The following is an 18517-nucleotide window of genomic DNA, read 5'->3' as shown; positions in this document are numbered from 1 at the left end:
CCGGCGAGGACTTCCTCGTGGGCAGCGGCGCGACCGGCAGGTGATGACAGGACCCTTCGCTCACGCGAGCGGCAACTGGAACATCAACACCCGGGTCACCGACGGCAAATTCCTCACCCGCAACCTCGGCCGGCCCGCCGACCCGGTCGCGCTGCCCACCAAGAGGGACGTGGCCAAGGCCCTGGGGGATCCTGTCTACGACGCCGCCCCGTGGGACAGCACCGTCTCCAGTGGCTTCCGCAACAAGATCGAGGGCTGAGGTCCCGGCAGGCGCGAGCCGGGCCCGGGAACACGAATGGGGATGGGTGGAGCTGGGGTGATTGCGCTGAGTGATCGTTCGAGATGCGTAAGCATCGGGGCGCTGCTTCGCTGATGTGGTCCTCTCCCCACAGATCCAGGAGTGATCATGAGTGTTGCAGGCGAATCCGGCGGCCGGGCCCAGCAGATGCGTGCCAAGGCGCAGGAACTGACGGACGCGGCGGAGCGTGCCACCGACCCGGACGAGCGCAAGCGGCTGACGGACAAGGCCCGGCGCCTGCAGGAAGAGAGCAAGCAGCAGGAGAGCGGCATGGGCAGCCAGGGCATCGACCCCATGTAGCCGCCTGCCCTGGACGCCGGCCGGTGGTCTCCCGTGTTCCCCGAGGGGCGGGAGACCACCGGCCGGCCCCGTTGCCTGGCATGCTTCCGGGCCCCTCCCATAGAAGGGAAGGGGCCCGGAAGGGTGTTGGGCGGCACTGTGGCCGTCCATCCCCGGTGGTATGTCAGGGCGGTGGTGTCCTTACCCGGGGTGCTACTTGTCGGCGATGCGGATGTAGAAGCGGTCGTTGGTCCGGTCGGGGCGGGTCAAGGTCGCGTCCCAGGCCAGGATGCGGTCGTTGACGTAGTACTTGCGCAGCATGCCGCCGGCCACGCGGTTGTCGGTCGCGGAAACCGCCTTCACGGAGAAGTCCGGCTTCGGGTTGCCGGGCCTTCCAGGGTGGAGGCGAAGGGGTACTCGTCGCACTGCTGCCCGGGGCCGGGGCGGTTGGGCAGGCCGGTGTCCAGGTATTTGGTGCTCTCCGGGCCGGCCTTGAAGCAGGCGCCGTCCTTGTGGTCCTTGTTCGCCTTGGACTGCGTGGGGTGCAGCTTCTTGCGGAGCGGGCCGCAGATGCCGAGTGGATCGTGCCCCTGGAGACGCGGCGTACGGCCACGGACGCCCGGCGCACACTTGGAAGCGGATCCGTGGACAGCGGGATCTGAGATCCCTTGGAGGCCCCCCGGCTACGCCCGGCGGGGCCGCGTCTGCGGCGTGTTCCTTTGCCGCTCCTCGTCGGCCGCCGTGCTTCCGTACCGCCCGCAGTCCCGGCTGTGGCCACTGGTACGTGCGGATCATGACCATCGCGTCGCCGAGTAGGTGCACCTCAACCTGATAGCGGACCGTGCCGTCCGCCCAGGTCTGTCGCGCCAGGATCGGGGCCGTCCGCCACTGCCCGGCCGACCAGACCTCAAGCGTCGGACGGTCACCGCTCGGCCACGTCCACACTTCCGGTCGCGGGCCGTCCCGTGAGGGGTGCCAAGGGCGAGCCTGCTCAGGCTCCGGAATGGTGCCCAGACCTCGGCTGTAGGCCGCCACTCGCTCGGTGAGCACGCAGCCCTACGGCGACGCTCTTACCTCCGAGACACCCAGGGCGCCACGCCAGTCTTCGGGGGCTGCTGCTCGTATGTCAGGCGCTTGAGCGCTGTCGCAGGGACCACTGTCACGGGGGGATCATCGTCCGCCGAAGAGGGCTCCGGGGCGATGTGCAGGAACGCCCCGTCGAATGCCACCTGTGCGTGTTCGAGTTCGCTCACACGGTCGGGATCCCCATCTTGGTGAGCCCTAGAGATCAGTTTGCCGTTCAGCTCCAGCGTGAGGGTCTTCTGCCAGTCGCGTTCGTTCATGTCACCAACATCGCCTGCGCGACGCCGGCCCGCCTGTGCTGCGCGTGCAATCAGGGACCACGGGCCCGAATCCGGGGATCCGATTAACCGGGGAGACGGAAACGGTCCGGCCCGGAGCCACTACCCATGGCTCCGGGCCGGACCGCTGGAAGAGAGATTCAGGAGGTGGGCGGTGCGGCTTTCGCGTAGGCAGCATCAACGTCCGCAGTGGTGCCGGCGAACTGGTACTTCTCCCAGGCGCTTTGGCGGGCGACGCCGAGTGCGTTAGCGACCTTCTGCCAGGACTCGCCCCTGTGCCGGGCACGCGCCACCGCGACCACCCGCTGCGGCTCGATCTCCTCTGCCAGTTCACGCAGCGCACCCAGGGCGGCGAGCGGGCGCTCCTGGGAGAGGGCGAAGAGCCGGGAGAGCAGGTCGCTCATCTCCTCGGCGATGTCGAGCGCCGGCACGACGACGGTGGTGGCGGCGATGTGCTGCTCCCAGTCGGCCTTCACCGCGGCTGCGGTGACCGACGGGTCCGCGTCGAGCGGGTGGACCGGGCCGCGCCAGACGCACTGGCACTCGGCGCGCAGCGCAGTCGGCCCGCCGGGGGCAGCGGGAAGGTGACCAGTCTGGTCTCGCTCCAGAAGTCCCACTCCTGCCAGGCGTGCCCGTTCCAGATCCTCCCGTCCGGTGCCCCGCTCTCGTCCAGGACGCGGGCCAGGCCCTCGTGCTCGCGGCGTCCGTCGCGGTCGTCGTCCCACATGGCGCTTCCTCCTGCTTCGGCGGCAACAGGCTGTCAGGCGAACCTGACACCACCTCCTTGTCAGGTGATCCTGACAAAGAGGCGACGCACCACGACCCCGTCCAATGAGCCGAGGGTGCGGAAACGGTCGTTTCAGCCCCGCGCCAAGTAGGTGACCGGAACCCTGCGACGTCCGCGCGCAGCGCAGGAGTGTCTTGTTCAGCAGCGGACTCCGGCGGCCTCCCATGCCGCGCTGATCTGGGCGTAGGCCTCGTGGACGGCGAGGTCGCGCGGTGCGTCGAGGACGAGGGCGGTGGCCAGCGTCCGTACAGCGGGGATGTCCAGCATCAGCACGGCCACCACACTCTCCAGGTCAGCGACGAACTCGGCAGCGGTACGGGAGGGACTGAACAGGGTGCCGCTGAGCTCCTGAACCAGCTCCAGCAGCTCAGCGGTCTCCGGCTCACCGGCCTGAGCGCGACGGAACACCAGGAGGACCTCCCACAGGGCTTCCAGCTCCCACGCGGGAAGGGGAAGCAGATAGACCCGGCCGTCCCTGGCCGTCGCAGGCAGGTTCGCAGCCAGACGGCCAATGGCGCCGGAGGCTGCCCAGTAGGTATCGCCCGACAGCACGTACAACCCCTCGTCGCCGGCCGAGGCGGCGTCGGCGACGATCCCGAGCAGCTTGTCGTCCAGATACCTCCGCCAGCACCACCGCGATCGTCTCCCGCGTGATCACCAACCACGACAGCTCCAACCGGGCAGTCAACTCCTCTATTTCGGCCTGGAGTTCCTCGACCCGGCTCCGGGCCGCTGCCTCCCGCGCCTGAAGCTCCTCCGGCAAACGACGCCATGGCACCCCACCTCAACCCGTCACGGTAGAAGCAAGCCGACCACGAGAACATGCCTACCAGCGTCTTCCCAGCTCAACCCATCCCTCCAGAGAAAATACCCCTTTCGTGATTGGCCGGACAAGTCCTAGGAGAGCGCGCCGTGCCGACCTACCGTCGGTATAGCTCGAAACGGAAGATTTCAAGTCCAGTGAGACGGTCGGGACGCTATGAGGTTTGTGGTGCGGGTTCGCGGCGCTTGGCCGGGTCGTTGATCCAGGCTTTCTCGGGTATTCGGGGTGGTCGGGGGCGGCGGGCGAAGCGTTCGGGGTGGCGGGCGTATGCCTGGGCGAGAGTGACGGCTCGTTGGTCGCGGACCTCCTCGGCGGTCCCGAAGTGGACGGAGGCCGGGGTGTGCCAGCCGATGCCGGAGTGGCGGTGTTCGTGGTTGTAGTACGCGATGAACGTGTCGAACCACTCGCGGGCATGGGCCAGGGAATCGAAGCGGTCGGGGTAGTCCGACATGTACTTCGTGGTCTTGAACTGGGCCTCGCTGTAGGGGTTGTCGTTGGAGACCTTGGGCCGCGAGTGCGACCGGGTCACTCCGAGGTCGATCAGCATCTGGGAGACCTTCTTGCTGGTCATCGAGGTCCCGCGGTCCGCGTGCACGGTCTCGGGCACGATGCCGTTGCGGGTGATGGTCTCGCGGATCAACTCCTCGGCCCGCTCGGCCGATTCGGCCTTCTCGACAGTGTGGCCGACGATATAGCGGGAGTAGATGTCGATGATCACGTAGGCGTGGTACCAGATGCCCTTCTCGGGTCCGGCGGCCTTGGTGATGTCCCAGGTGAACACCTGCGAGGGGGCGGTGGCGAGGAGTTCGGGCACCGCCTTGGCAGGGTGGGTGGCCTGTCGGCGGCGCTCGCCGCTCTGGCCCTTTTCGCGCAGGATCCGGTACATCGTGGAGACGGAGCAGCGGTAGCGCCCGGCATCCAGCTCACGGGCCCAGATCTGGGCGGGCGGGAGTTCGGCGTACTCCTCGCGGTTCATCAGCTCCAGTACCGCAGATCGCTCCGGCGCGCTCAGGGCCGAGGGCTGGACCTGCGGCTTCCTCGGTTTCCGCTCGGCTGCGGGCCGCAGCCTGCGGTAGTGGGTGGCCCGCGAGCGTCCGGTCAGCCGGCACGCGGTGGTGATACCCAGTGCGGGCTCGACACCGGCGAAGGCGTCGTCGAGGACCGGGGCGGCGTTCTGGGTCAGTCCGCGCTCTCGGAGATCATTTCCAAGAGCGCGGAAGCTTTTCCCATGACCTCCAACGCGGCCTTGTTGCGGGCCAGTTCCTTCTCCAGCCGTTCCACTTGGCGGCGCAGTTTCTCGTTCTCCACCTCGGCGGGCGACCTCTTCGGCCTCGCCGGGCCGGTGCGCCTGTCGGCCAGCTTCTCCAGGGCCCCGGCATCCCGGGCGGCCCGCCACTCCTTGATGTGCGAGTGGTACAGCCGCTCGCGGCGCAGGACCGAGCCCTTCTCGTTCTTGGCCGCGGCGTCGTACTCGGCCACGATCCGCAGCTTGTACTCGGGACTGAAACTGCGGCGCTTCGGCTTCGCTGCCGGATCCGATCCGGACGGCTTCGTGCTGGTCATAAGGGTGGAACTCCTGTCGATGCCCTCTCAGGCTAACCCGACAAAGCGGGATGTCTCACCCAAGGCTGGCAGAGAGGGAAAGGCCGGGGACCAGCTCGCCAGAGCCCCCGGTTCCCAGGGCTGATGCGTTCTCAGCTGGCGAGATGAGCTGATCGCCTGTGTACGTGGCGGTTCGGGTGGTTGGCCCGGTTGGGGAACGAGAAACGCGACCCCCGATGATCAAGGTCCTTGAAGCCTTTGATCATGAACAGGGGTCGCGTTCGCGTGCCATCCTCCCTGATCGGTGTCCTGCATCGCCACCGCAAGGACGCCGGCCTGCCCTGCCCACTGCCTGACGGTCCTGAACTCTCCTCGCTGGCCGACGTCTTGGACCGGCTGCCCGATCCCCGGCGTGTTCGCGGCCGCCGCTACCAGTTGGGCGCACTGCTCGGGTTGTGTCTGCTGGCGGTCCTGGGTGGCGCCACCACGCTGGCCGGCATCGCACGGTTCGCCATCGACAGTCCTTGCGAGGTCCGGGCACGGCTCGGACTGACCCGTCTCCCGCGCGCCACGACGCTTGGCCGTCTGCTGGCCCGGATCGACGGCGACGCGCTCGATGATGCCGTCGGTGCCTGGCTGGAACGCTTCTCACGCGACCCCGTCGAGAACGCCGGCCCGGAGCTGGCCGGGCTGGCGGTCGACGGCAAGGCAGTGCGGGGCAGTCGCGACGGGACCCAGTCGGCCGTTCATCTGCTCGCCGCCGTCCTGCACGAGGGCCAGGCGGCCATCGCCCAGCGACAGATCGCCGCCAAGAGTCGAGTAGCCGGGGGGAGTTTCACCCCCCGGCTCTCGCAGAACCGTGCGTAAAGATCTCTCTTTACACGGCTCTTGCCGTTCTGATCACCAGGCTGAGGACGCTGCGGTGGTCACCTTCCAGTGCGCGAACATACGGGGGTATCGCTGGGCGATGTCCCGCATCTTCGAAAGGGCCTTGCGCAGCGCCGCGAGCCGCTTGTACTTCTTGCGGATCCATCGCACCAGGTAGGCGTTGATGCGCTGTAGGAGGGGGGTCAGGGCCGATTGGTAGAAGCGGCCGTAGTAGTTGACCCAACCCGCCACGATCGGGTTGATCCGTCGGGCGAGTTCCACGAAGGAGAGATCGGACCGTCGGTGAAGACGCCAGCTGCGCACTTCCCCGCTGATCCGTTTCAAGGCGTCCTTGCTGATTGCAGGCTCGAAGGACAGGAAACGCCTGCCCCACTTGTCCTGCGACTTGCGCGCGCGGAACGTGTACCCGAGGAAGGTGAACTCCATGTGCTCATAGGAGCCCTGGCGTTGCCCGTCCCGGCAGTAGACGATCCTGGTCTTGTCGGGGTGCAGTTGCAGCCCGACCTTCTCCATCCTGTCCGTGAGCGCGGCCAGCACTTCGCGGGCCTGACGCTCAGTGACGCAGTGCACGACGGCGTCGTCTGCATACCGTTCGAACGTGACGGTGGGATGCTCCCGGGCCAGCCACATGTCGAACGCGTAGTGCATGAACAGGTTCGCGAGCACGGGCGAGACCGCTGATCCCTGTGGGGTTCCACGGTCCCGCTGTTGCAAGGTCCCGTCGGGCAGTTGAAGCGGCGCTTGGAGCCATCGCTTCACATATAAAATCACCCAGACGGCATCGGTGTGCGCTTCCACTGCCTTGACGATGAGGTCCCATCGGACGCTGTCGAAGAACTTCTGGATGTCAAGCTCGATCACCCAGTCCTTCTTCCAGCAGCGTCGTCGGCAGGACTCCACCGCATCCAGCGCCGAGCGCCCCGGCCGGTAGCCGTAGGAATCCTCATGAAAGACGGGCTCGGCCCGGTCCATGAGGTGCCTGGCGGCTACGGTCTGGGCAACTCTGTCGGCCACCGTGGGCACGCCCAAGATCCTTGAGCCGCCGCGGGGCGACGACTTGGGGATCTCCACCGCACGTACCGGCGGCGGGAAATACGTCCCGGACGACATACGATTCCAGATCTTGTACAGATTGTTCTTCAGATCCTTGTCGAAGTCCTCAAGGGACTGCCCATCCACACCGGGCGCACCCTTGTTCGCCTTAACTCCCTTGTATGCCTCCCAGACTTCCCGCTTCGAGATCTCAAACGGCTTGCCTGTTGACTTCAACGTGTCCATATAGTTCCTCCCGGAGAGCGTCCGGTTGTCTAGATACACAACGTCACGAATAGCCCGACCCCTTCGCTCCACCTCTATTACAGAGGCTTCATCACTACTACGAGCCGGTCCGCCGGCGCGCCTCGTATCGGTACTCGATCCCTCGCGGTTTCAGCCGCTTGGGACACTCCCTCTCGCCACCCCTACCAGGGCAGACAGTGCCGAGGAGCGCCTTCTCCTGTTCCGTACGGAAGCGGCAGATCAGGCTCACGTCGTCTTCATGCCGGACACCGCCTGGCCAATAAGCGGGCACCCGCCAGGCTCATCCCGGAACCCGTTGTACGTCCCGGTTCTGATGTCGTCTAAGAATCTTTCGACACTTCAGCAACGATTCACTTGCGTTCGTCTTCCTGATCCCCACCTGACGCCTCTTACGACGCCTTTTCCTCAATCGCTCACCACGACAGTCATTAGCTAGCGCAGCATGAGGCGGTTTGAAGCCTCCCCCGCAGGGCGGCTCCGAAGGGCCAAACACCTTCATCTCCCGTACAGCACTACTTCAAGGCAGCTTTCCTACAACCAGCTCCTCTACGTATTCAGGACACACGCAACGAAATCCCCGCGTTCGCCCCGCTGCTGGAACGGCTCGACCTGCGCCGTTACATCGTCACCGCCGATGCGATGCACACCCAGACCGGCCACGCGGAGCAGATCCGAGAGCGAGGCGGCCACTACATCCTGATCGTGAAGGGCAACCAGAAGAACCTCCGGCGCCAGATGCGCCGGCTGCCCTGGCGCGACATCCCGCTCCAGCACCGCGTCCGCGAGAACGGGCACGGACGCCGCGAGATCCGCCGGCTGAAGGTCTGCACCGTGAAGCCCGGACTGTTCTTCCCTCACGCTGTCCAGGGAATCGAGGTCAAACGCCGCCGCACCAGCCGCACCACCGGCAAGACCACGATCACAACGGTCTACGCCGTCACCAGCCTCGCTCCCGAGCAGGCCGACCCGGACAGGCTCGCCGAGCTCGTCCGCGGACACTGGCAGGTCGAGGCCCTGCACCACGTCAGGGACGTGACGTTTACCGAGGACGCCTCCCGCGTCCGTACCGGCACCGCACCACGCGCCATGGCCACCTTCCGCAACCTCGCCATCGGCCTCATCCGGCAGAAGGGAGGAGCGAACATCGCCGCCGCGACCGACCACTACCGGTCACGACCCGACCACGCACTCCAACTACTCGATCTCGAAATCTGAGAACGCATCAGCCCTGCCCCGGTTCCCGATCCCGAATCGCCAACTCACCAAGGAGTGCCTCAAAGACATGCCTCTTTCCATAGGCAACAGACTCGCTGGTCTCAGCGCCGCGATTCTGATGGCGGGCGCCGGTCTGGCCGCGACCGCCATCCCGGCGAGCGCCCAGCCCGCGCCATCCAATCCCATAAGCGGTGTCTTCCGCCCTATCACGAACATCGGCAACAACAAGTGCCTGCAGCCTGCGGGAGGATCCACGGGCGAGGCGACCATCGTGCAGGCAACCTGCAACGGCAGCCAAACGCAGCAATGGTTGTTCATCGACCGTGGAGGCATCTACCACATCGTCAACCAGCTCAGCGGCCTGTGCATGTACATGAACGGCCCCGTCAGGGCTCACTCCCCCATCGCGCAGGTGGAGTGCACGACCGTCAGCAATGAGGACTGGAAGAGCTCCCTACCGCCCCCCGAGATCGTGACGTTGATGTCGAGGGCCGGACACCGTGAGAAGCCGTATCTCAACCGATCTTGGGGTGTGCGGGTCGAACGGGGGTCCTGATCGGGTGGTCTGCGGGCTGTACGCGCATGAAGGCAGGGCCTCTCGGTAGCTCGGGGATGCGAATCGAACCGAGCAATGCCGGGAGGCCCTGTTGTCGTTGTTGTACGCGCCCGCGCCCGTTGACTTCAACTCGACTGCCGTGTCGTGCGATTGTCTCGCGCACGTGTACGGGAATGCGGTCGATCATCCGGACCGGGTACGCCGGTATCCGTCGGACATGACGGACGCGGAGTGGACGGCCGTGCGGCCGTTGCTGCCGGTGCCGGCCTGGCTTCAGGGCAGGGGTGGGCAGCCCGAGGGCTACTGCCACCGTCAGATGCTTGACGCAGTCCGCTACCTGGTCGCGGGCGGGATCTCCTGGCGGGCGATGCCCGCGGACTTCCCAGCCTGGGGCCGGGTTTATGCCTTCTTCCGCCGCTGGCGCGAGCACGGGTTGATCGCGGAGTTCCATGACCGGCTGCGCGGTCGGGTCCGTGAGCGCGAGGGCCGTGAGGCGGAGCCGAGCGCGGGGATCAACGACGCGCAGTCGGTGCGGGCCGCGGCTTCGGTGCCTGCCGCCTCACGCGGCTACGACGGCGGGAAGAAGGTAGCGGGCCGCAAACGGCACATCGTGACCGACTGCCTGGGCCTGCTCCTGGTCGTGGCGGTCACCGCCGCGAACATCGGCGACCGGGACGCCGCCGTGGGCCTGCTGGGGCGGCTGCGCCGCCTGCACCGCGACATCACCCTCGTCTGGGCCGACGGCGGCTACACCGGCGGCATCGTCGACTGGTGCCGTCAGAAACTCTCACTGACCCTGGAGATCGTCAAACGCACCGACGACATGGAGGGATTCGTGGTGCTGCCGAGGCGGTGGGTGGTAGAGCGCACGTTCGCGTGGCTGCTGAACTCCCGCCGTCTGGCCCGGGACTACGAGACACGGCCGGAGAACAGCGAGGCGATGATCCAGTGGTCGATGGTCACACGGATGAGCCGGCGTCTGGCACGGCCACGGGCCGCTGACCGGCACTGAATGCCCCCGACGCCTCCAGCAGGAGCCACCCACGCTCCACCAGACGTCTGGCCTTCGACCGCACCCCCTCGACCTTCGCCGATGTCGTCTCAAGGCCCAGCTTCACCGCGATCTCCTTGGCGCGCAGTGGTCCTTGCCCCGTTCCCCGCCGCTCTTCCAGCACGCCCAGAATCCGCTGATAGTCCGGCGCCAGAACCGTCACCGGCAGCCCGTCCCGCCAGGGCGGCACCGTCGAGCCTGGCGCCGGCGCGAGCGAGGGTGCCGTTTCCTCCTTCGCCATGGTCGCGGCCGTGGTCTCGGCCGCACAGACGGCCAGGGCCTCGACCAGCTCCTCCCGCGCGATCACCCGCCGATCCAGCTCGATCTCGGCTGCCTCCAACATCTCGGCAACCCGGGTGGCTTCCTCCCGCAGACCCTCCACCCGCACTCGGGCAGCCGCCTCTCGCGCCTCCAGCATTCCCAGCACCGACGCCACCGCGCACCCCTCGACCACGAAGCGGAAACAAGACGTCGCATGCCTCCCTCACCCCGAGCGAAACCATGCCTGACCAGCACGAATCAAACGATCAAGTTCGGTTGAGATACGGCTTCTGACACCAACCTCTGCATCGACGTACCGGGCGGACAATCGACCGAAGGCTTGGCCGTTCAGATCTTCGGCTGCAACAGGAGCGGCGCTCAGCGCTGGAACACCGGACTGCAGTAACACTCGACTTTGGGTGTAGCTCCTCTGGAAGGACAGGCTGAGCTGGGGCTTTGCCAGATCGATCGCGCGAGGTAAGGCTGCCCATCGGGAGAGCGCCGCAGGTGGTCGTACCAGCCGTCACCAAGATCGACTGGGAGGTCGCCGCTGGAGAACGGCGGGACCATCGGACGAGCCGCAAGGACCACACGTCACTTGTGAACCCGCAGGTCTGCCCTGGTGAGATATTCCCTCCAGAGGAGCTACACCCAAATCCAATTCCGCAGCCACCGCATGATCAACTGACCGCCGGCCCTGTGCGCTGTGTGCGGTTTCTGACCTGTGGTGGTGTCACCCTCGGGCGGCCCCAACGTATCTTCCGAGAGCCTGATCGATGGAGAGGGTCACACGATGAAAATGGAACCGATGCGGTCGTTCCAAGCGAGGCTGACATTCTCGATGTGGTTGGGGCCGGTGTTGCCGGGATACCGGTACCCGCCGCCGCCGGCGTTTTCCGCCAGATGGGCACGACAGGCTCCCGTCCAATATGAGGACGTAAGATTATCGAAGCTGTAGGCGGAAAGATTTCGTCAATACCCTCGGTCGTAGAATTTGAGGTCCCGACCGTTTCGGTTCGAGTCCTGGTACAGGTCGAGCGGTGTCAGACAGGATGCGGCTGCCACGCTCTCTGTTGCTGTCGCTTCAAGCTTTCGCGCGGCGGCATCACGCTCGCTGGAACTCCGGAAGCAGGAGACGACACCCTGTGCGTGCCACACCACGCATGATTTCGCAGCCCCCCAATTCTTCGACAGATCGATACTCTTCCCCTCGAAACTCGCGAGGCTGGCGGGGGACTGTAAAACGAACGGATCTGGCTCACTTTCGGTGGTGACTCAGTGTGCTGGCGGGTCGTTGGCATGGCATGCGTGACGTCAACGAGCTTGTAGCCATGGTGTTTTCGGGTCTGGCCCCGCTGGTCATCGAGGACGTGGTCGATGAAGGTGAGCGGATTGTGGTGCGGGCGCAGACACCGCGCGACTCGGTGCCGTGCCCGGGCTGCGGGGCGGCGTCCGGCCGCGTGCACGGCTATCACCTGCGGACGGTGGCCGATGTGTCGGTGGACGGGCGGCGAGTGGTGGTGCGTGTGCGGGTGCGGCGCCTGGTGTGTCCCACGCGCGGCTGCCGCCACACCTTCCGCGAGCAGGTGCCCGGGGTGCTGGAGCGATACCAGCGCCGCACTGCCCGTCTGACCAGGCAAGTCAGGTCTGTGGTGAAGGAGTTAGCGGGCCGGGCGGGTGCGCGTCTGCTGACGGCGCTGGCTATGCGCCTGTCGCGTCACACCGCTCTGCGCACCCTCCTGCGCATTCCGCTGCCCAGATCGCGGGTGCCCCGTGTGATCGGTGTCGATGACTTCGCCCTGCGCCGGCGTCACCGCTACGCGACCGTGATCATCGACGCCGAAACTCACGAGCGGATCGACGTGCTGCCCGACCGTACGGCCGACACCCTGGAGGCTTGGCTGCGGACCCATCCGGGCGCCGAGATCGTGTGCCGCGACGGCTCGGCCACCTATGCCGAAGCTATCCGCCGCGCTCTGCCCGATGCCATTCAAGTCTCCGACCGCTGGCACCTGTGGCACAACCTGTGCGAAGTCACCCTCAGTGAGGTCAAAGCACACAGCAGCTGCTGGGCCACCGTGCTGGACGCACCCCTGTCCGACGGGCCCCGCGCACAGACCACCCTCGAACGCTGGCACCAGGTCCACGCCCTTCTCGACAAGGGTGTAGGTCTGCTCGAATGCGCCCGGCGTCTGGAACTGGCCCTCAATACCGTCAAGCGTTACGCCCGGGCAGACCGGCCCGAACGCATGCTCCGTGTCCCCAAGTACCGCACCAGTCTTGTCGATCCCTACCGCGAACACCTGCGCAAACGCCGGGCCGAAGACCCTGCCGTCCCCGTCCAGCACCTCTTCGAAGAGATCAAAGCCCTCGGATTCACCGGCTGCCTCAACCTCCTGCACAAGTACATCCACCAAGGCCGCGCGGACGCCGAGCGAAGCCACATCTCGCCCCGCCGCCTCGCCCGGATGCTTCTGAGCAGGCCCGAAGGCCTCAAGGCCGAGCAGCAGAACCTCCTGGACCGGCTCACCGCGGCCTGCCCGGAGATGACCCGGCTCGCTGACCATGTCCGCACCTTCGCCTCGATCCTGGTGCCCAAGCCGGGCAACACCGCCGCCCTCAGCCGCTGGGCCACCGATGCCCGCGCAGCCGACCTGCCTCACCTGCATGCCTTCGTCCGCGGCCTCGAACGAGACCACGACGCGGTCGTCGCCGCTCTCACGCTCCCGTTTCATAACGGAGGCACCGAGGGCGTGAACAACAAGACCAAGCTGATCAAGCGGCAAATGTACGGGCGAGCGGGCTTCCAACTCCTCCGCCACCGCATCCTGCTGGGCTGACCTCACCCACCGTTACCACCGAAAGTGAGACAGAGCCAAACGAACGGTGTAACTCCTGATCAAGGAAGATGCATCGACGACCAGCGACAACGTGACAGGGCCTGAGTCTGTCGAGCCGCAGCAGTGCAGTTCGGTAGATCAGCAGTTGATCGACGAGCTGGTGGGACGAGCTCAGAGCGAGGGCCTGCAACTCACTGGCGAAGGCAGCCTGCTACAGCAACTGACCAAGCGGCTGCTGGAGTCCGCGCTTGAAGGCGAGATCACCGATCACCTCGGCTGGGACCGGCACGATCCGGCCGGGAAGAATGGTGGCAACTCCCGGAACGGGACCCGCTCCAAGACGCTACTGACCGACGTCGGGCCGGTAGAGATCACCGTGCCGAGGGACCGGGACGGCTCCTTCGAGACGAAAATCGTACGCAAGCGGCAGAGACGTCTGTCCGGGGTCGACGAGATCGTCATCTCGCTCGCCGCGAAAGGCCTGACGACCGGCGAGGTCCAGGCCCACCTTGCCCAGGTCTACGGCGCCGACGTCTCCCGGCAGACCATCTCAACCATCACCGACGAGGTCCTTGAGGGCATGGCGGAATGGCAGAACCGCCCACTCGACCCCGGGTGGTTTCCATCGGTGGTGTTCATCGACGCCATCCACGTGAAAATCCGGGACGGTGCGGTCGCGAACCAGCCGGTCTACGTTGCCCCCGCGGTCACCACCGAGGGCCGCCGCGACATCCTGGGGCTGTGGGCCGGCGACGGCGGTGAGGGTGCCAAACGCTGGATGCACATCCTCACCGAGATCAAGAACCGCGGCGTCGGCGACGCCCTCATGCTCGTCTGCGACGGCCTCGAGGTCCTGCCCGACGCCATGGAAACGGTCTGGCCGAGGACGATCGTCCAGACCTGCGTGGTCCACCTGCTGCGGAACTCCTTCCGTTACGCGGACCGCCAGGACTGGGACAAGATCGCGAAACTCCTCAAGTCCGTCTTCGGCGAAGGCGGCGAAGCGGTCCAGGGCGGCGCGCGTTCACCGACTCGATGGCGTTGGTGGTGCAGACGATGCGGCCAGCGTCTACATGGCGATCATGTCCCTCGACCTCACCGGCAAGGGCCAAGCCCGCTGGGCCGTGCGCTGGAAGACCGCCCTGAACGCCTTCGACATCACCTTCGACGGCCGCCTCTCAGCAGCCCAACAGTAACCTCAACAACCCGCGTTACACGTTTGTTTGACAGACCCGCTCTACTTGACCCATGCCTGGAACTCGCAGAAGGCCCGCTGAGCTGTACAAACACAGAAGATGGTTCAGTCAACACGCCGCGATCGAGCCTGGCTGGCCTTCCGCACCGTCACCGCACTCCGCTCCCGGCCCCGGCGATCACAGATGCTTAAACGCTTGACTACACAGAATCACGTTGCGGTCACGTTAGTCGGACGCATCTTGACGCTTCCTCAACCACAGAGTTGGCTTTCGGCCACCTTGGCCGCAATTGATGCGGCCTGCCAGGGAGCTTGGATTCAACCAATGAACGCACTTCTGCATCGCGCTGCCGTCGCAGCCGCCGTCCCCGCGATGACCATGTCTCTCTTCGGTTGTGGGACGACCGAGGAACCGGGTGTGAGGCTGAGTGACGACATCGTTGTTGGTCTGCTGCTCCCGGAGAACCAGGCCGCTCGCTACGAGCAGTTCGACAAGCCGGTCATCGAGAAGCGCATCGCGCTGCTCACCAACAGCAAGGGCACGGTCCGCTACGCCAACGCGAACCAGGACGCCGGTCGGCAGACGCAACAGCTCGAATCCATGATCGAGGACAAGGTCGACGTGCTGATCGTGGACGCGGTCGACTCCAAGGCCATAGCCGGCGCGATAGAGAAGGCGGACGACGCCGACATCCCGGTCGTCGCCTTCGACCGCCTCGCCGAGGGCCCCATCGACGGATACGTCTCCTTCGACAACGAACAGGTCGGCCACATCCAGGGCAAGTCCCTGCTGGAGTCCCTCAAGGGCGAGGCCGGGTCCGGTTCGGGGCCCGGATCCGCGCCGGGCAAGGTCGTGATGATGAACGGCGCCCTCACCGACCCGAACGCCGCCATGTTCAAGAAGGGCGCCCACACCGAGCTCGACGGCAAAGTCGAGATCGGCCTTGAGTACGACACCAAGGACTGGAAGCCGGAGAACGCCCAGGCGAACATGGAGGCCGCGATCGCCTACCTCGGCAAGGAGGCCATCACCGGCGTCTACTCCGCCAACGACGGCATGGCGGGCGGCATCATCGTCGCGCTCAAGGCCGCCGGTGTCACAGACCTCCCGCCGGTCACCGGCCAGGACGCCGAACTGGCCGCCGTGCAGCGCATCGTTGCCGGAGATCAGTACATGACCGTCTACAAGCAGTACGCACCTGAGGCAGAGGCCGCCGCGGAGATGGCCATTCTGCTGGCCAGGAACATGTCGCTCGGCGCCGCCGCGCACACGGACATCGACACCCCGACCGAGAAGTCCGTCCCGACGGTGCGCATCCCCGTCATCGCACTGACGAAGGACAATATCAAGGGGACCGTCATTGCTGACGGCCTCTACACGGTAAAGCAGATCTGCGTCCCCAAGGTCCAGGCCGAGTGCGAGGAGCTCGGGCTCGAGTAGTCCCACTGGGCCGGCCTCGTACCCCGTACCCCTTTGCTCCCCGGAGCCTTACGGCGGCCAACCACCCCACAGCACCTGCCGGTACTTCGGGCTGAACTCGGGCGTCCGCGTCGTCATCGTCAAGTAGTGGCCCGCCGCGCGGTACGCCGCGGCGGGCCGCACCGCGCTGCGCGGCACCGGGTCGAGCGCAATACTCGCCGCGCGCTGGGCAAAAGGCCGTCGGGACAGCTTACGCACCTGGTCAGCGAGCTGGCGGAGACCGTAGCTGGCACCCGGCGTCTGTTGGAGCTGACCGGACTGCGGTTGGCGGGCATCCGCACGATTCCCGACCGGCTGGTCTCGTTAGCCGACCCTGATGCCCGGCCGATCCGCAAAGGCAAGCCCCAGCACCCCACCCAGTTCGGCTACACCGCATTGGTGGTCGAGGACGAACGCGGCTTCGTCGTCGACCACCAGGTCCATCGCGAGAACCCACCCGATGCCCCGCAGCTGGTGCCCGCGGTCGAGCGGGTGACCACGCTGGCCGGCCGGGTGCCAGGAACTGTGGTCGCCGACCGCGGCTTCGGCACCGCGGCCAACGATCTGGCCCTGGCCGAACTCGGCGTCCAGCGGATCGGCCTCCAACGCACCGGAACACCAGGGCGAGCCCGCCGGGAGTACGAACACACCCGGCCGTTCCGGCGGATGCGCAACTGGAGAGTCGGCATCGAAGCCCGTATCAGCCACCTCAAGCGCAGCTTCGGATTCCGCCGCACCCGCCTCCGCCGCCTGACCGGCGCCCAGACTTGGGCCGGACTCGGGATCTTCGCCTACAACCTCCAACGGATGGCCGTCCTCAGCCGATGACCGCAGCACGCCGACGGCGGAACGGCTCCGAAGACGGTGTGCAGTACCGGTGAGGAGGCGCGGGACACCGTTGCCTCGCAGGTGAACCGGCTTGTCCAAGCCTCTGCCCAACGGCCCGCCTCCCTGGCCTGCAGGCGGGTCGTAGCACGTCAGGAGGTCTCCAGTCGCTCGTCGGCCACAGGGGATTCCGCGGAGTCCGACAGACCTCCGAATGCCGCGATGTCCGGCGATTCCGTGGGGTTACCCTCCGTTTCGGTCTCGGGTCCGTCGTCGCCGCTCTCCGCCTCGTACCGTTCCAGGTCGGCCTTGCCCTCCCGCAGCGCGCTTACCGTGACGAGTTGCCCCACCGGGGCGGAGGAGCTGAGGAACAACACCTCTTTCCCCTCCGGCAGCCTCTCCAGGAGATCGGGCACTGACATCACCTCGTGCGGGGGCAGCTTGTCCTCCTCCAGCTCCGGCGATGCCGAGAAAACGGGCACGGCAGCTGTACCGTCCTGTGCGTCGGTCACCGCCAGGCCGCCGTTCTCGTCGACGCACACGGCCACCTCGGCGTCGGCGAGCATCAGGGCGAACATCTCCTCCGAGGCGTATCCGGTGGCGACTAGCTGCACGGCGGCGTCCACGGGGCTGACCGGCGGAGCCCAGCCGTACGCGTCGGGTGAGGGGCGGTACTCGGTGTTCGCCTCCCACTCGACGATCTCGCCACTCTCGTCGCTGCGCCAGCGCCCGAGGCTCGCCCAGGACGGCGGGGGTTCACCCTCGTCACCGTTCCAGTGCCGGTCGATGATGGACAGCCAGTGGTTGGGGGCCACCTGGGCGGCCTTGACGTAGTCCTCGGGCGGCTCCCGGAAGCCCTCCTGGCCCTTGAGCACCGCGCCAGGGCCGCCCTGGGTCCCTGCGGTGCCCGAGCGCCCGTCGGCAGGATCGCCCGCAGGGTCCGCCGCCGCGGTGTTCTGTGGCTCGTCGTCCAGTGTGCCGGAAGGACTCGTCATGGGGTGAAACTCCATCGATGTGCGGGGGTTTGTGACGTGCGGTGGGCGCGGACTTCCGCGGATCAGGTGGTGGAGTCCAGGCCGAGGGACGATCCCCCGGCGGCCTCCCCGTCGGCGCCCTCGTCCTCGGCGGGGGCAGTTGCGGCGGGCGTGGCGGGCGCCTGTGCGCCGTCGGCCGTCGAGGGGCGCACGGGGGCAGGGGGCTCGGGCTCCTCCCCTTCCGAGGCCCCGTTCTGCGCCCGCGCCGTGTCCTCGACCGCCTGACGCAGTGCGTCGGTTTCCACGGTCATGCTCACCGGTCCCGAGGGGTTGAGGTAGAGCACATGTCCTTCCGGTATCCGGTCCGCGACCTGGATCACCGGCATCAGCTCGTATCCGAAGCGACCGGCCGCGTGCAGGTACGTGGGGGAGGTGAAGACGGGGACCACCGACGCGCCGTCGGGCGAGGTGGCCGACAACGGGCCGCCACCGGGCCCGAGCAGCACCGCCACCTCCGCGCCGACAAGCGACCGCGGTACGGCCTCACCCGGGCCGTAACCGGTGGCCGCGAGCTGGATCGCCTCGTCCACCGCGTCGGTCGGCGCGGGCCAGCCGAGCGCCTGGGGCGAGGGGCGGTACTCCTCGTTGGCGCGCCACTCCTCGATCTCCCCGTCCAGGCCGGACCGCCACTGGCCCACCACCGCCCAGTTCGGCGGATCGCCCTCCCCTGACCACGCCGGGTCGACCATGCCCAGCCAGTGGTCGGGGGCGAGCCGGGCCGCCTCCTTGATCTCCTCGGGGACGGGCGGGGCGTCCGCAGCGGCCTCGGCGGTGGAGGTCCCGGCGGCGGTGTTGTCGTTCATG

18 protein-coding genes and 4 pseudogenes are annotated in these 18517 nt (G+C 66.9%); 10 read left to right on the top strand and 12 right to left on the bottom strand.

Annotated features, from left to right (window positions below):
- Positions 1-19: 19 nt before the first annotated feature.
- Both ABCR94_RS13400 and ABCR94_RS13395 read left to right on the top strand, forming a co-directional pair.
- A pseudogene (locus ABCR94_RS13400) lies at positions 20-256 on the top strand (tyrosinase family protein); the annotation flags it as partial.
- A gap of 150 nt (positions 257-406) precedes the next feature.
- A complete protein-coding gene (locus ABCR94_RS13395) occupies positions 407-598 on the top strand; it encodes a DUF6381 family protein (protein WP_347119474.1) in 192 nt (63 codons plus the stop codon).
- Between the two features lie 192 nt (positions 599-790).
- On the opposite strand, the gene ABCR94_RS13390 is transcribed toward ABCR94_RS13395, so the two are convergent.
- The 8 genes from ABCR94_RS13390 to ABCR94_RS13360 all read right to left on the bottom strand — a co-directional run bounded on the left by ABCR94_RS13390 (position 791) and on the right by ABCR94_RS13360 (position 5111).
- The gene (locus ABCR94_RS13390; protein ID WP_347119473.1) at positions 791-940 is read right to left on the bottom strand and encodes a hypothetical protein; all 150 of its coding nucleotides are present in this window, start codon (positions 938-940) and stop codon (positions 791-793) included.
- Complete coding sequence (locus tag ABCR94_RS39055) at positions 937-1125, bottom strand: NucA/NucB deoxyribonuclease domain-containing protein (protein ID WP_521976959.1); 189 nt, start codon at positions 1123-1125, stop codon at positions 937-939. The genes ABCR94_RS13390 and ABCR94_RS39055 overlap by 4 nt, the downstream gene beginning before the upstream one ends.
- 522 nt (positions 1126-1647) lie before the next feature.
- Positions 1648-1920, bottom strand: a complete 273-nt coding sequence (locus tag ABCR94_RS13385) for a hypothetical protein (RefSeq protein ID WP_347119472.1) — start codon at positions 1918-1920, stop codon at positions 1648-1650.
- A 158-nt stretch (positions 1921-2078) separates the two neighbouring features.
- On the bottom strand, positions 2079-2414 hold the full coding sequence (locus tag ABCR94_RS13380) for a hypothetical protein (RefSeq protein ID WP_347119471.1): 336 nt from the start codon (positions 2412-2414) through the stop codon (positions 2079-2081).
- Positions 2411-2665, bottom strand: coding sequence for a hypothetical protein (locus ABCR94_RS13375; RefSeq protein WP_347119470.1), 255 nt, complete (start codon positions 2663-2665; stop codon positions 2411-2413). The genes ABCR94_RS13380 and ABCR94_RS13375 overlap by 4 nt, the downstream gene beginning before the upstream one ends.
- A 198-nt stretch (positions 2666-2863) precedes the next feature.
- Complete coding sequence (locus ABCR94_RS13370; protein ID WP_347119469.1) at positions 2864-3277, bottom strand: hypothetical protein; 414 nt, start codon at positions 3275-3277, stop codon at positions 2864-2866.
- Between the two features lie 425 nt (positions 3278-3702).
- Positions 3703-4668: an IS3 family transposase gene (locus ABCR94_RS13365; protein ID WP_347119154.1), complete on the bottom strand. Its 966-nt coding sequence runs from the start codon at positions 4666-4668 to the stop codon at positions 3703-3705.
- A gap of 59 nt (positions 4669-4727) precedes the next feature.
- The gene (locus ABCR94_RS13360; protein ID WP_347118891.1) at positions 4728-5111 is read right to left on the bottom strand and encodes a hypothetical protein; all 384 of its coding nucleotides are present in this window, start codon (positions 5109-5111) and stop codon (positions 4728-4730) included.
- 264 nt (positions 5112-5375) lie between these two features.
- Between ABCR94_RS13360 and ABCR94_RS13355 the strand changes: the two genes are divergently transcribed.
- On the top strand, positions 5376-5957 hold the full coding sequence (locus ABCR94_RS13355) for a transposase family protein (RefSeq protein WP_347119468.1): 582 nt from the start codon (positions 5376-5378) through the stop codon (positions 5955-5957).
- 33 nt (positions 5958-5990) lie between these two features.
- On the opposite strand, the gene ltrA is transcribed toward ABCR94_RS13355, so the two are convergent.
- Positions 5991-7256, bottom strand: a complete 1266-nt coding sequence (gene ltrA, locus ABCR94_RS13350; RefSeq protein ID WP_347117696.1) for a group II intron reverse transcriptase/maturase — start codon at positions 7254-7256, stop codon at positions 5991-5993.
- A 519-nt stretch (positions 7257-7775) separates the two neighbouring features.
- On the opposite strand from ltrA, the pseudogene ABCR94_RS13345 reads away from it, so the two are divergent.
- From ABCR94_RS13345 to ABCR94_RS13335, 3 genes and pseudogenes are all read left to right on the top strand, one after another.
- A pseudogene (locus ABCR94_RS13345) lies at positions 7776-8492 on the top strand (ISAs1 family transposase); the annotation flags it as partial.
- Positions 8493-8559: 67 nt separating this feature from the next.
- Positions 8560-9048, top strand: a complete 489-nt coding sequence (locus ABCR94_RS13340; protein WP_347119467.1) for an RICIN domain-containing protein — start codon at positions 8560-8562, stop codon at positions 9046-9048.
- Positions 9049-9265: 217 nt separating this feature from the next.
- Positions 9266-10060 carry an IS5 family transposase gene (locus ABCR94_RS13335; RefSeq protein ID WP_347119466.1) on the top strand — a complete coding sequence of 265 codons (795 nt, stop codon included), beginning with the start codon at positions 9266-9268 and terminating at the stop codon, positions 10058-10060.
- Here the strand turns inward: ABCR94_RS13335 and ABCR94_RS13330 are convergent.
- A complete protein-coding gene (locus ABCR94_RS13330) occupies positions 10008-10517 on the bottom strand; it encodes a hypothetical protein (RefSeq protein WP_347119640.1) in 510 nt (169 codons plus the stop codon). The genes ABCR94_RS13335 and ABCR94_RS13330 overlap by 53 nt on opposite strands.
- 1147 nt (positions 10518-11664) lie before the next feature.
- Between ABCR94_RS13330 and ABCR94_RS13325 the strand changes: the two genes are divergently transcribed.
- The 4 genes and pseudogenes from ABCR94_RS13325 to ABCR94_RS13310 form a co-directional block, all read left to right on the top strand.
- Positions 11665-13200 (top strand): ISL3 family transposase, encoded by a 1536-nt coding sequence (locus tag ABCR94_RS13325; protein ID WP_347119465.1) that lies wholly within the window; start codon positions 11665-11667, stop codon positions 13198-13200.
- 91 nt (positions 13201-13291) lie between these two features.
- A pseudogene (locus tag ABCR94_RS13320) lies at positions 13292-14393 on the top strand (IS256 family transposase); the annotation flags it as partial.
- 327 nt (positions 14394-14720) lie between these two features.
- Positions 14721-15836, top strand: a complete 1116-nt coding sequence (locus ABCR94_RS13315; protein WP_347119464.1) for a substrate-binding domain-containing protein — start codon at positions 14721-14723, stop codon at positions 15834-15836.
- Positions 15837-16016: 180 nt separating this feature from the next.
- Positions 16017-16682, top strand: a pseudogene (locus tag ABCR94_RS13310) (transposase); the annotation flags it as partial.
- A gap of 149 nt (positions 16683-16831) precedes the next feature.
- Here the strand turns inward: ABCR94_RS13310 and ABCR94_RS13305 are convergent.
- On the bottom strand, positions 16832-17674 hold the full coding sequence (locus tag ABCR94_RS13305; protein WP_347119463.1) for a type VII secretion system-associated protein: 843 nt from the start codon (positions 17672-17674) through the stop codon (positions 16832-16834).
- 62 nt (positions 17675-17736) lie between these two features.
- On the bottom strand, positions 17737-18516 hold the full coding sequence (locus ABCR94_RS13300) for a type VII secretion system-associated protein (RefSeq protein ID WP_347119462.1): 780 nt from the start codon (positions 18514-18516) through the stop codon (positions 17737-17739).
- Position 18517 lies beyond the last annotated feature (1 nt).

Source organism: Streptomyces changchenzhani, assembly GCF_039766235.1.
Taxonomy (GTDB): domain Bacteria; phylum Actinomycetota; class Actinomycetes; order Streptomycetales; family Streptomycetaceae; genus Streptomyces.
The sequence above is the reverse complement of the archived record's forward strand: the minus strand, read 5'-3'. Positions and strand labels throughout refer to the sequence as shown.

Coding starts and splice junctions, on each gene's coding strand:
- ABCR94_RS13335 (WP_347119466.1), top strand. CDS start 9,266: ATGACGGACGCGGAGTGGACGGCCGTGCGGCCGTTGCTGCCGGTGCCG.
- ABCR94_RS13325 (WP_347119465.1), top strand. CDS start 11,665: ATGCGTGACGTCAACGAGCTTGTAGCCATGGTGTTTTCGGGTCTGGCC.
- ABCR94_RS13305 (WP_347119463.1), bottom strand. CDS start 17,674: ATGACGAGTCCTTCCGGCACACTGGACGACGAGCCACAGAACACCGCG.
- ABCR94_RS13340 (WP_347119467.1), top strand. CDS start 8,560: ATGCCTCTTTCCATAGGCAACAGACTCGCTGGTCTCAGCGCCGCGATT.
- ABCR94_RS13330 (WP_347119640.1), bottom strand. CDS start 10,517: ATGCTGGAGGCGCGAGAGGCGGCTGCCCGAGTGCGGGTGGAGGGTCTG.
- ABCR94_RS13375 (WP_347119470.1), bottom strand. CDS start 2,665: ATGTGGGACGACGACCGCGACGGACGCCGCGAGCACGAGGGCCTGGCC.
- ltrA (WP_347117696.1), bottom strand. CDS start 7,256: ATGGACACGTTGAAGTCAACAGGCAAGCCGTTTGAGATCTCGAAGCGG.
- ABCR94_RS13315 (WP_347119464.1), top strand. CDS start 14,721: ATGAACGCACTTCTGCATCGCGCTGCCGTCGCAGCCGCCGTCCCCGCG.
- ABCR94_RS13300 (WP_347119462.1), bottom strand. CDS start 18,516: ATGAACGACAACACCGCCGCCGGGACCTCCACCGCCGAGGCCGCTGCG.
- ABCR94_RS13395 (WP_347119474.1), top strand. CDS start 407: ATGAGTGTTGCAGGCGAATCCGGCGGCCGGGCCCAGCAGATGCGTGCC.
- ABCR94_RS13385 (WP_347119472.1), bottom strand. CDS start 1,920: ATGAACGAACGCGACTGGCAGAAGACCCTCACGCTGGAGCTGAACGGC.
- ABCR94_RS13360 (WP_347118891.1), bottom strand. CDS start 5,111: ATGACCAGCACGAAGCCGTCCGGATCGGATCCGGCAGCGAAGCCGAAG.